This is a genomic window from Amycolatopsis sp. NPDC114484 (assembly GCF_055633755.1).
The window spans coordinates 278646-289706 of the sequence record NZ_JBVKDQ010000013.1 but is presented as its reverse complement, the minus strand read 5'-3'; the positions used below and the strand labels follow the sequence as shown (position 1 = coordinate 289706).

At 70.0% G+C, this 11061-nt stretch carries 8 protein-coding genes and 2 tRNA genes; 5 read left to right on the top strand and 5 right to left on the bottom strand.

What is annotated here, in order from left to right; all coding sequences use genetic code 11:
- Positions 1-120: 120 nt before the first annotated feature.
- Entirely contained in the window at positions 121-573 is a 453-nt protein-coding gene (locus ACZ7SW_RS29600) for a MarR family winged helix-turn-helix transcriptional regulator (protein ID WP_182894087.1), read from the bottom strand.
- Positions 574-780: 207 nt separating this feature from the next.
- Between ACZ7SW_RS29600 and ACZ7SW_RS29595 the strand changes: the two genes are divergently transcribed.
- Both ACZ7SW_RS29595 and ACZ7SW_RS29590 read left to right on the top strand, forming a co-directional pair.
- Positions 781-2130, top strand: a complete 1350-nt coding sequence (locus ACZ7SW_RS29595; protein ID WP_470233636.1) for a serine/threonine-protein kinase — start codon at positions 781-783, stop codon at positions 2128-2130.
- Between the two features lie 106 nt (positions 2131-2236).
- Positions 2237-2398, top strand: a complete 162-nt coding sequence (locus tag ACZ7SW_RS29590) for a hypothetical protein (protein WP_470233635.1) — start codon at positions 2237-2239, stop codon at positions 2396-2398.
- Positions 2399-2428: 30 nt separating this feature from the next.
- Here ACZ7SW_RS29590 and ACZ7SW_RS29585 read toward each other — a convergent pair whose 3' ends face one another.
- Positions 2429-3940, bottom strand: a complete 1512-nt coding sequence (locus ACZ7SW_RS29585; protein ID WP_470233634.1) for a SpoIIE family protein phosphatase — start codon at positions 3938-3940, stop codon at positions 2429-2431.
- Positions 3941-4095: 155 nt separating this feature from the next.
- Between ACZ7SW_RS29585 and ACZ7SW_RS29580 the strand changes: the two genes are divergently transcribed.
- Complete coding sequence (locus tag ACZ7SW_RS29580; protein WP_470233633.1) at positions 4096-8829, top strand: HAMP domain-containing protein; 4734 nt, start codon at positions 4096-4098, stop codon at positions 8827-8829.
- On the opposite strand, the gene ACZ7SW_RS29575 is transcribed toward ACZ7SW_RS29580, so the two are convergent.
- Positions 8798-8871 (bottom strand) — tRNA-Gly (locus ACZ7SW_RS29575). The genes ACZ7SW_RS29580 and ACZ7SW_RS29575 overlap by 32 nt on opposite strands.
- A 100-nt stretch (positions 8872-8971) precedes the next feature.
- Between ACZ7SW_RS29575 and ACZ7SW_RS29570 the strand changes: the two genes are divergently transcribed.
- Together ACZ7SW_RS29570 and ACZ7SW_RS29565 are read left to right on the top strand one after the other, a co-directional pair.
- Positions 8972-9045, top strand: a tRNA-Pro gene (locus tag ACZ7SW_RS29570).
- Positions 9046-9122: 77 nt separating this feature from the next.
- Positions 9123-10148, top strand: a complete 1026-nt coding sequence (locus ACZ7SW_RS29565) for a tyrosine-type recombinase/integrase (RefSeq protein ID WP_470233632.1) — start codon at positions 9123-9125, stop codon at positions 10146-10148.
- 366 nt (positions 10149-10514) lie between these two features.
- On the opposite strand, the gene ACZ7SW_RS29560 is transcribed toward ACZ7SW_RS29565, so the two are convergent.
- Both ACZ7SW_RS29560 and ACZ7SW_RS29555 read right to left on the bottom strand, forming a co-directional pair.
- On the bottom strand, positions 10515-10835 hold the full coding sequence (locus ACZ7SW_RS29560) for a DMT family transporter (RefSeq protein ID WP_470233631.1): 321 nt from the start codon (positions 10833-10835) through the stop codon (positions 10515-10517).
- Positions 10832-11059: a DMT family transporter gene (locus ACZ7SW_RS29555; protein WP_470233630.1), complete on the bottom strand. Its 228-nt coding sequence runs from the start codon at positions 11057-11059 to the stop codon at positions 10832-10834. The genes ACZ7SW_RS29560 and ACZ7SW_RS29555 overlap by 4 nt, the downstream gene beginning before the upstream one ends.
- Positions 11060-11061 lie beyond the last annotated feature (2 nt).

Below are 11061 nucleotides of genomic sequence, written 5' to 3'. Positions count from 1 at the left end.
ACACACACCCCACCCGATGATCACCACACCCGGCCGCTACCACCACCGACACACCGAGCGAAACACCAGGTTCCACAACACCCTCTCAGGGAATCTGATTCCCTGAGGGTTCCCCTCACGTCACTTGGCAGCGAAGGTGAGCGACCCCAGCGCGGTCACCAAGGGAGCCAGCTCCGGCAGTTCCTCCGCCTCGGCGAGCGCGGCGGAAAGCGCCGCGTCGTGCGTCGGGCGGGCGGCGGCCAGCAGCTTCTGCCCGGACGGGGTGACCTCGGTGTAGATCCCGCGCCGGTCGTCCTGGCACAGATAGCGCGACAGCAGGCCGCGCTCCTCCAGCCGGGTGACCAGGCGGGTCGTCGCGGACTGGCTCAGCACCACCGCGTTGGCCAGCTGGCTCATCCGCAGGTGGAAGCCGTCCTGGCGGCCGAGCACGTCGAGCACCGTGTACTCGCTCACCGACAGCTCGTGCTCGCTCTCCAGCGCCCGGTTCAGCCGGTCTTCGATCCGCGCGTGCAGCGCCGCCAGCGTCCGCCAGCCTTGTGCGCGCGCCTCGACGGCGTCGTCCGACACCGACATGGTGCACCTCCTCCAGACGGCCCCGGTTGCGGGCGGCCGCGGCCCCGGGCATCCTCGGCGCGTGCCCGTCTCGATGTGACTGCAAGTATTGCGCGCGCCGGTAGTGCCCAGCTGCCACTGTACTCGCGAAATCGACCGGCTCCGCTTTTGTCCTCGCCCGGCGGCGAGTAAGTTGTCCCCGCTACCCCGGGGGAAGGTGATCGGCGAATGACCGGCGCTGGCGATTCGGACGCGGGCACGACCGCGCGACGGTTCGCGCTGGGCCGGTACGGGCCCGCGCCGCTGGTCCTGGCCGGCCGGTACGAGCTCGGCGAGCGGATCGGCGAAGGCGCGACGGCCTGCGTGCATCAGGCCGAGGACCTCGAAACCGGAGCCGCGGTCGCGGTGAAGCTGTTCCACGCCGGGGCGGTCGAACTGGGCCGCAACCGCCGGGACCAGGAGATCGCGGCGCTGCGCGCGGTCCGGCACCCGGGACTCGTGGGGTTCGTCGACGCCGGGGTCGACGAGGGGCACGCGTACCTCGTCATGGACTGCGTGCACGGGCCCAACCTGTCCGAATGGCTGCGCTCCGGGCCGCTCCCCGCCGACCAGGTGGTCGAGCTGGGCGCACAGCTGGCCGAGGCGCTCGCCCACGTGCACACGCACGAGGTGACCCACCGGGATCTCAAGCCCGCCAACATCCTGATGTCCGACGACGGCCCGCGGATCGCCGACTTCGGCGTCGCGCGCATCGTGGACGCGACCCGCGTGACCGACACCGGCGCGGTCGTCGGGACGGCGGCCTACCTCTCTCCCGAGCAGGTGCTCGGCGAGCAGCCCGGCCCGGCTTCGGACGTGTACGCGCTGGGGCTCGTTCTCCTCGAATGCCTCACCGGCGTCCGCGAATACCCGGGCACGGCGGCGGAAACCGCGGTGGTGCGGCTGCACCGGTCGCCGCGAGTGCCGCCGGGCACGCCGGAACCGCTGGCGAGGACTTTGCGCGCGATGACCATGCGCGACCCGGAAGAAAGACCCTCCGCTACCGCGGTGGCGCGTGCGTTGCGCGGCACGGAAACGTTGCGCCTTCCGATCAAAACTCGCCTCGCGGTCTTCTGCCGCCGCCACCGGGTGTCCCGGCGGCGCGCGGTGCTCGCGGCGGGTCTGCCGGTGGTGCTGGTCGCGGCGGGGACGCTGCTGCTGGCGACCCCGCTGCGTCCGGGCACCGGGTCCGCGCCGGGCTCCGAACCGGCTCCGGTTCCGGTTTCCCCGCCCTCTTCCGCTCCGTCCGATTCACCGGATCCGGCTCCCCGGCATTCGCCGTCCGCGCCGCCGGCCCGTCCGGCGAAGGCGGACGGGCCCTCGCAAACGACGACGCTCCCGCCCGGCACGACGACCCACACCGTGCCGGTGACGCGGAACCAGTCGAACCAGGCGGATCAGACCGGCCAGGCGGATCAGACCGGCCAGGCGGACCAGGCGGACCAGACGGGCCGGCCCCCGCGGCGAACCCCGCCGGGAAAGACGAGACAGCCCCCGGATCCCGGCGACGGGCAGCCGAGCGAGAAGAATCCACATTAGACAGACCGGTCCCCCTCGGACCGTCCGGTCGGCTGACGCGGCGCAATTCGGTGGCGAAGTCGCCCCCGGCGCGCGATCCTGGTGGCGAACCGGGGAGGTGGAGGCCATGACCGCGCACGCACGTCGATTCGGGCGGCAGTGCCGAGAACACTTCGAGCACCCGGAAGCCGCCCGCCCCGCCGAGCCGAAGCAAGACGTCGAGACCGCGTCGGCTCCGGTCGAGACAGCGAAGGCCGAACCGGAGCCGGAAGTCCAGCCCGGGAAGTGAGTTCCCCTTGCGGAGCAAGGAAAAGCAGGCTTACTCCGCGCGCGGCGCGGCCTCGATCGCCAGCACCGCGATGTCGTCGTGGCCGGAATTCCCGAGCCACTCCCGCACCGCCTCGCGCAACCGGCGCACGACCACCCGCGCCGGTTGCCCGACGCAATCCTCCAGCACCGTGTAGAGCCGTTCGTCGCCGAACAGCTCGGTGGATTCCGTGCGGTTGCGGGCTTCGGTGACGCCGTCGGTGTAGAGCAGGCAGACGTCGCCCTCGTCCAGATGCGTCGTCGCCTCCGCGAATCGGGCCTGCGGCGACACGCCGACCAGCGTGCCGGGCACGCTGATCTCCTCGACCCCTCCCCCGCGCCGCAGCACGAGCGGGGCGGGATGGCCGCCGGAGGCCAGCGTGACGTCGAGCCCGGACTCCGCGGCCGCGACCGAACCGAGCACGAGCGTCGCGAACCGGTTGCTGCCGCCGGAGATCAGGAGTTCATTGAGCAGCCGGAGCATCGTGCGGCCGTCGCGTTCGACCAGGTGCAGCGCGGCCAGCGAATGCCGCACCCGGCCGGTCAGCGCGGCCGCCTCGGCTCCCTTGCCGCAGATGTCGCCGACGACCACGAACGCGCTGCCGTCGTCGCGGGAGAGGACGTCGTAGAAATCGCCGCCGACGCCGAGGACCCCGCCGGCGGGTTCGTACCACAGCTCGAAATTCGCGCCGTCGACCTGCGCGGGAGGCGTCGGCAGCAACGTCGATTCGAGCCCGCGGGTGGCTTCCTCCTGGCGGGCGTAGCGCTGCGCGTTGGCCAGCGCCGTGCCGGCCGCGTCCGCGAACGCCTCGACCGCCTGGCCCTGCGAGAGCCCGAACGCGGGCTCGCCGCGCCTGCCGAGCAGCACCGCCCCCGCCATGCCGGAGCCGAACGAGACCACCGAAACCTCGAGATGGCCTTCGAACGGCTCGGCGACCGCCGCGGGCAGCGCCGCGACCTCCGTCGCCGGGACCGCGCGGATCTCGGGCCGGGCGGCATCGGTGACCGCGTCGGACACCACCGGCGCGAGCTGCGGCGGCACCCGCCGGATCCGGCCGTGGCCCGCCGCGCCGTGCTCGGTGCAGCTCCACCACTCCCAGCGGCCGCGGGTCGTCGGCAGCAGCACGAACGCGCAATCGCCCAGAGCGGACGCCGCCAGCTCCGCGATCACCCGGGCCGTGCCGTGCCGTCCGCGCGCGAGCGCCAGTTTCGGACCGGCCTCGGCGAGGAACTCCTCCGGACGGCGGCGGCCGTCGTCGACCACGGTCCAGGCGCGCCAGCCGCCGGGAAGCGCCCGGATCCTGGCCGGCCGGTGGCCGACCTTGCCGGTGGTCTCGGTCACGCCGACGAGCTCCGCCGGGCCGAGCCGCTCGGCGGCCGCGTTCGCCCAGCGCAGCGCGCCCTCGGGGTCCTGCAGGAACACCGGCTCCCGCACGTCGTCGAGCACCGAGCGCCAGAATCCGGCTTGCCCGGGCAGCTCGGCACCGGGTGGCAGGGCCGACGCCGGAGCGGGCCGTGACACCATGCACGAACCTCCTGCCTCCGGGTCGACCTGACGGTCCTGGTCCTTCCAGGTTGGCACAGTGTGCGCGGGCGGACTGGGTCGAAGTGTAGGGCGAACCATGGCACGCTGGGTCGACGACCATGGCTGGCACACGCGTGGTGGGAAGGTCGGCAAAGATGACAGAGTCCCTCCAGACTTCCGGGAACCCCCGGAACTCCGGGGCCCAGGAACCGGAACTCGTCCCGGCGAGCGAGGTCGCGGCGCTGGAACGGCTGCTCGGCGCCGTCCACGACCTCGGGGACGGCAACTTCCGGCGGCGGTTCGTGGCGCACGGCGACGGGATCACCGCCCGGCTGGCGTCGGCGTTCAACGACATCGCGGAACGCAATCAGCGGCTGGTGACCGAACTCATGCGCGTGCGCGCCGCGGTGGGCCAGGAAGGCAAGCTCACCGAGCGCGTGCGCACCGAGATCGGCCCCGGCGGCTGGGCCACCGCGGTCGACACGGTCAACGGGCTGATCGAGGACGTCAGCCGTCCGGTCGTGGAGCTGGACCGGGTGCTCGGCGCGGTCGCCGAGGGCGATCTGTCGCAGCCGATGGCGCTGCAGCTGGACGGCCGTCCGCTGCGCGGGCAGTACGCCGAGCTGGCGAAGACCGTGAACGGGCTCAACGCGCAGCTGTCGCGGTTCGCCGCCGAAGTGATCCGCCTCTCCCGCGAGATCGCCGGCGAGGGCCGGCTCGGCGGTCAGGCCGAGGTCCCCGGCGTGGCCGGCACCTGGCGCGACCTCACCGACTCGGTCAACTTCCTCGCCGACAACCTCACCGAGCAGGTCCGGAACATCGCGTCGGTCACCACCGCGGTGGCCCGCGGCGACCTGACGCAGAAGATCAACGTCGACGCCCGGGGCGAGATCCTCGAGCTCAAGAACACCATCAACACGATGGTCGACCAGCTCTCGTCCTTCGCCGACGAGGTCACCCGGGTGTCGCGCGAGGTCGGGTCCGAAGGACGCCTCGGCGGCCAGGCGCGAGTGCCGGGCGTGGCGGGCACCTGGCGCGACCTCACCGACTCGGTGAACCTGATGGCGGACAACCTGACCGACCAGGTCCGCAACATCTCGCAGGTCGCCACAGCGGTCGCGGCGGGCGACCTGACGAAGAAGATCGACGTCGACGCGCGCGGCGAGATCCTGCAGCTCAAGACCACGCTGAACACGATGGTCGACCAGCTCTCCTCCTTCGCCGACGAGGTCACCCGAGTGGCGCGAGAGGTCGGCAGCGACGGCCGCCTCGGCGGTCAGGCGGAGGTCCCCGGCGCGGCCGGCACGTGGCGCGGCCTGACCGACTCGGTCAACCAGATGGCCGACAACCTGACCGACCAGGTCCGGAACATCTCGCACGTGACCACCGCGGTCGCGAAGGGCGACCTGACGCAGAAGATCACCGTGGACGCGCGCGGCGAGATCCTCGAGCTCAAGACCACGATGAACACGATGGTCGACCAGCTCTCCTCCTTCGCCGACGAGGTCACCCGCGTTGCCCGCGAAGTGGGCACCGAAGGGCAGCTGGGCGGCCAGGCCACCGTGCCCGGGGTCGCCGGCATCTGGCGCGACCTGACCGGCTCGGTGAACTTCATGGCCAACAACCTCACCGCGCAGGTCCGCAACATCGCGCAGGTCGCGACGGCGGTGGCGCGGGGCGACCTGACGAAGAAGATCGCGGTCGACGCGCGCGGCGAGATCCTCGAGCTGAAGACGACGCTGAACACGATGGTCGACCAGCTCTCGTCGTTCGCCGACGAGGTCACCCGAGTGTCGCGAGAGGTCGGCACGGAAGGAAAACTCGGCGGTCAGGCGACCGTGCCGGGCGTGGCGGGGACCTGGAAGGACCTCACCGACAACGTCAACTTCATGGCCAACAACCTCACCGACCAGGTGCGGAACATCTCCCAGGTCACCTCCGCCGTGGCCCGCGGCGACCTGACGCAGAAGATCACCGTCGACGCGCGCGGCGAGATCCTGGAACTCAAGAACATCCTCAACACGATGGTCGACCAGCTCTCCGCCTTCGCGGACGAGGTCACCCGCGTTGCCCGCGAAGTCGGCACCGAAGGCCGCCTCGGCGGTCAGGCACGCGTCCCCGGCGTCGCGGGGATCTGGAAAGACCTGACCGACAACGTGAACGTCATGGCCGACAACCTGACCGTGCAGGTCCGGAGCATCGCCACGATGGCGAGCGCGGTGGCGAACGGCGACCTGTCGAAGAAGATCTCCATCGACGCGGCGGGCGAGGTCGCGGCACTGGCCGGGACGCTGAACGACATGGTCGAGACGCTGCGCGCGTTCGCCGACGAGGTGACTCGGGTCGCGCGCGAGGTCGGCACGGAGGGCATTCTCGGCGGTCAGGCACGCGTCCCCGGCGTGGCCGGGACCTGGAAGGACCTGACCGAGAACGTCAACTTCATGGCGCACAACCTGACCAGCCAGGTGCGGAACATCTCGCAGGTCACGACGGCGGTCGCGCGCGGCGACCTGTCCCGCAAGATCGACGTCGACGCCCGGGGCGAGATCCTCGAGCTGAAGACCACGATGAACACGATGGTCGACCAGCTGTCCGCGTTCGCCGCGGAGGTCACCCGGGTCGCCCGGGAGGTCGGCACCGAAGGCAAGCTGGGCGGTCAGGCCGAGGTCGAGGGCGTGTCCGGCACCTGGAAGCGGCTCACCGAGAGCGTGAACCAGCTGGCGGGCAACCTGACCACGCAGGTCCGCGCGATCGGCCAGGTCGCCACGGCGGTGACCGCGGGCGATCTGACCCGGCACATCACCGTGGACGCGTCCGGCGAGCTGGCGGACCTCAAGGACAACATCAACCAGATGATCGCGAACCTCAAGGAGACCACCTCCGCGAACCGCGAACAGGACTGGCTGAAGACGAACCTGGCGCGGCTGTCCGGGCGGATGCAGGGCCACCGCGACCTCGCGTCGGTGGCGACGCTGATCCTGTCCGAGCTGGCCCCGCTGGTGAGCGCGCAGCAGGGCGCGTTCTTCATCGCGCACGACGACGAGGACGGCGGCGACCCGGACAAGCTGCTCGACTGCATCGCCGCCTACGGGCTCGCCCAGGCGCGCACCGGCTTGCGGTTCCGGCTCGGCGAATCGCTGATCGGCCAGGCCGCGGTGGACCGGCGGACGATACTGGTCAACGGCGCTCCCCCGGAGTACGCGCTGGTGTCGTCCGGGCTCGGCTCGGCCCCTCCGGTGAACGTGATCGTGCTGCCGGTGCTGTTCCAGGGCGAGGTGCTCGGCGTGCTGGAACTGGCGTCGGTCAACGAGTTCTCCGCGGTGCACCTGGACCTGCTGGAGCAGCTGCGGCACACGATCGGCGTCAACGTGAACACGATCCTGTCGAACTCGCGCACCGAGGCGCTGCTGACCGAATCGCAGCGGCTGGCCCAGGAACTGCGCGCGCGGTCCGAGCAGCTGCAGGCCCAGCAGGGCGAACTGCGCCGGTCGAACACCGAACTGGCCGAGAAGGCGGCGCTGCTGGCCCAGCAGAACCGCGACATCGAGGTCAAGAACATCGAGATCGAGCAGGCCCGCCAAGAGCTCGAGGAGCGGGCCGGGCAGCTGACGGTCGCGTCGCAGTACAAGAACGAGTTCATGGCGAACATGTCGCACGAGCTGCGAACTCCGCTCAACAGCGCGCTGATCCTCGCGAAACTGCTGTCGGAGAACCCCGAGGGCAACCTCACGGAGAAGCAGATCCAGTTCGCGAAGACGATCTGGGCGGCGGGCAGCGACCTTCAACAGCTGATCAACGACATCCTCGACCTGGCGAAGGTCGAGGCGGGGAAGCTGGACCTGCAGATGTCCGACGTGACGCTGCCGGAGCTGGTGAACTACGTCGAATCGCTGTGCCGCCCGCTGACCGCGGACAAGGGCCTGGAATTCGCGGTCCTGATCGACCCGCCGGTGCCCGGCAGCGTGCACACCGACGAGCACCGCCTCCAGCAGGTGCTCCGGAACCTGCTGTCGAACGCCGCGAAGTTCACCGACGAGGGCGGCGTGCGCCTGCACATCCGGATGGCGGAACCCGAGGAGGTCGAACAGGAGTCGCTGCGCTCGGCGGCCGGGATCATCGCGTTCGGCGTCGAGGACACCGGCATCGGCATCCCCGAGGAGAAGCTGGAAGTCATCTTCGACGCCTTCCGCCAAGCAGACGGCACCACGAGCCGCAAATACGGCGGGACGGGCTTGGGCTTGTCCATCAGCCAGCAGCTGACCGAGCTGCTGAGCGGCGAACTGCGCGTCAGCAGCGTCCCCGGCCGAGGCAGCACCTTCACGCTGTACCTGCCGGTCGGCGCCGCCAACCTGATCGCCCCCACGACGCCGGTCCGCCCGACGCCGAAGCTGCCGGTCCTGCCGAGCACCATCACCGTGGCCGAACCGAACAGCGCCCCGAAACGCTTCAACAGCGAAAAGGTCCTGATCGTCGACGACGACCTGCGCAACGTCTTCGCCCTGGCGGCGGTCCTGGAGCAAGCAGGCCTGGAAGTCATCTACGCCGACACCGGTGTGGCCGGGATCCGGGCCCTGGAACGCCACGAGGACACCGCACTGGTGCTGATGGACGTGATGATGCCGGAACTGGACGGCAACGCGACCATCGCCGCGATCCGAGCCGAAGCGGCCCACGAAGACCTGCCCGTGATCGCCGTCACAGCGAAAGCGACGGAGGAAGACCGCGAACGAACCCTGGCCTCGGGAGCGGACGACTACATCACGAAGCCGGTGGACACCGATCTGCTGCTGGACGTGATCGCCGCCCGCCTGGAGGCGGATGCGGCGTCGTCCTCATCCTCGTCGGAGGTGGAAGCGTTGGAGCGGGTGACGGGAATCGAACCCGCGTAGCTAGTTTGGAAGACTAGGGCTCTACCATTGAGCTACACCCGCAGTGCTCTCGGTGACCCGGGAGCGAAGCAAGCTTAGCGTGCCCGCTAGGGTGGGTCGTACACCCCCCGGGTACCCGGGTTTCCGGAGGCCGCGGGGGTGCCGGGATGTGGCGCAGCTTGGTAGCGCATCCGCTTTGGGAGCGGAGGGTCGCAGGTTCAAATCCTGTCATCCCGACCGATAGGGGCTGGACCTGCGGGTTCAGCCCCTATTTCGTGCCGTCCGACGCGGCCCGGGAGCTAGCACAGCGCTCAGTGACACTCCTATTCGAGGATTTTCACCTGCGCACGCGAGCACTCACCTTGGCTCCGCCGACCTGGCAGGCGTTGATCACCGAGTGGGCCATGTCACTCGAGGCCGAGAACAAGAGCCCCCGCACGATCCGCGGCTGCAGCGACACCGTGCGCTTCTTCCGCATCTGGCTCGCCGGCCCGATCGCGCCGCCCGAAGCCGACGACCCCGAAGCGTGGCTGGCGTCGGTTCCGCCCGAACCAACTGAGCCCGAAGGCTACGAACCGAACCACGTCAAAAGGTGGATCGCGTATCGCCTCGCCACCACCAGCCCAGGCAATGCGAATAACAACTACCGCGCACTGAGCGCATGGTTCAACTGGCTCCTGACCGAGGAGGAAATAGAGCATCACCCGATGGCTCGCATGAATCCGCCGCACATTCCGGACCAGTCGATCCCCATCACACCGGTGGAATTCATCAAGCAGGTTCTCCGGGATTGCCAGGGGCGCGATTTCCACAGCCGCCGGGACGAAGCGATCATCCGGCTGCTCTGGGACACCGGCGGCCGGCTCTCCGAAATCGCCGACATCGACATGGAACGCGATCTCGATCTGTCCCGTCGCGTCGTCAATGTCCTCGGCAAAGGCGGCAAATGGCGGGCGCTCCCCTTCAGCGCCGCCACCGGCAAAGCCCTCGGACGTTATCTCCGCGTCCGTGCGCGCCATCCCTATGCCGACGCCACTACCCGGCTGTGGCTCAGCGACCACCGCCGCAGCACCCCGCTCTCACCGAACGGAATCAAGATCATGCTCCGCCGACGCGGCAACGCCGCCGACGCCCACGGCGTGCTCGGCCGCAATCTCCACGCGCACCTCGGCCGGCACTTCCAGTCGCACACTTTCCTCAAGTCCGGTGGCAGCGAAGGCGACCTGATGCTGCTCAACGGCTGGACAACCGCGCAGATGGCCCGGCGGTACGGAGCCAGCGCCGCCACCGAACGAGCCCACGAAGCCGCCAGGAAAATCCGGGTCGGCGACACCTTATGAGCTAGAGCAAGCACCCTTGCATCGGCCAAGAACAGGCCTGCACCCCGGGCGAGACGAAATCCCGCGAACAACTATCGCCGGTCCGACCGGGCCACCGCCGACCGAGCAGGCTTGCGGGAGCCCGACCTGCGGTAAAGACGCGCGCCGGTGACCGTGATCCTGTGCGCGTGCTCCAGTGCCCGTAGACGGCTTCCTGCGCGGCTGCGTTCCAGCGGTCGATGACGAAGAGGGCCAGTTGGCCGCGCGTGTTCCTCGGCCGGAGAGACGATGTTGTGGTCGCCTTGGCCCCGCCGGGGCACGTACAGCATCCGCCACCCCGGGTCGCCACACTGCGGCGAAGCCCGCCTGTGGCTGTGGCCGAAGGGGTTAGTGGTTGCCGCCGAGTTCGACGACGAGGACTCCGGCGATGATGCAGGCGATGCCCAGCCCCATGATTTTGGTGAGGGGCTCTTTGAACAACGCGCGGCTGGCCAGCGCGGTGAGGGCGACACCAGCGGCCGCCCAGATCCCGTAGGCGACGCCGATGCCGATGCCGCGGCTGAGGATGAGGCTCAGGAGGGCGAACGCCACCAGATACCCCGCGGCGACGGCCGCGTACCAGGCCTTCCGGCCTGCGGCGGCCATGCGCAGGCACACGGTCGCGGCGACTTCGCACAGGATCGCGACGGCGAGGAAGACGAACGTCATGACGCCGTGACCTCCGGAGCCTTCTTGGTTTCCTTGCCCCGCTTGGCTTTTTGGGAACCGAGTTCGACCAGCAGGACACCACCGATGATCAGCACGATGCCGCCGAGCATCACCGGGGTCAGCGTCTCTCCGAAGATCGCCGCGCCCAGGACGGCGGTGAGCGCCACGCCCAGCGCACCCCAGATGCCGTAGGCCACACCGAGCGGGACTCCGGCGAGCAGCACCT

Excerpts from the sequence above, each read along its gene's own strand:
- ACZ7SW_RS29600 (WP_182894087.1), bottom strand. The coding sequence starts at position 573 with ATGTCGGTGTCGGACGACGCCGTCGAGGCGCGCGCACAAGGCTGGCGG.
- ACZ7SW_RS29595 (WP_470233636.1), top strand. The coding sequence starts at position 781 with ATGACCGGCGCTGGCGATTCGGACGCGGGCACGACCGCGCGACGGTTC.
- ACZ7SW_RS29590 (WP_470233635.1), top strand. The coding sequence starts at position 2,237 with ATGACCGCGCACGCACGTCGATTCGGGCGGCAGTGCCGAGAACACTTC.
- ACZ7SW_RS29585 (WP_470233634.1), bottom strand. The coding sequence starts at position 3,940 with ATGGTGTCACGGCCCGCTCCGGCGTCGGCCCTGCCACCCGGTGCCGAG.
- ACZ7SW_RS29580 (WP_470233633.1), top strand. The coding sequence starts at position 4,096 with ATGACAGAGTCCCTCCAGACTTCCGGGAACCCCCGGAACTCCGGGGCC.
- ACZ7SW_RS29560 (WP_470233631.1), bottom strand. The coding sequence starts at position 10,835 with ATGACGTTCGTCTTCCTCGCCGTCGCGATCCTGTGCGAAGTCGCCGCG.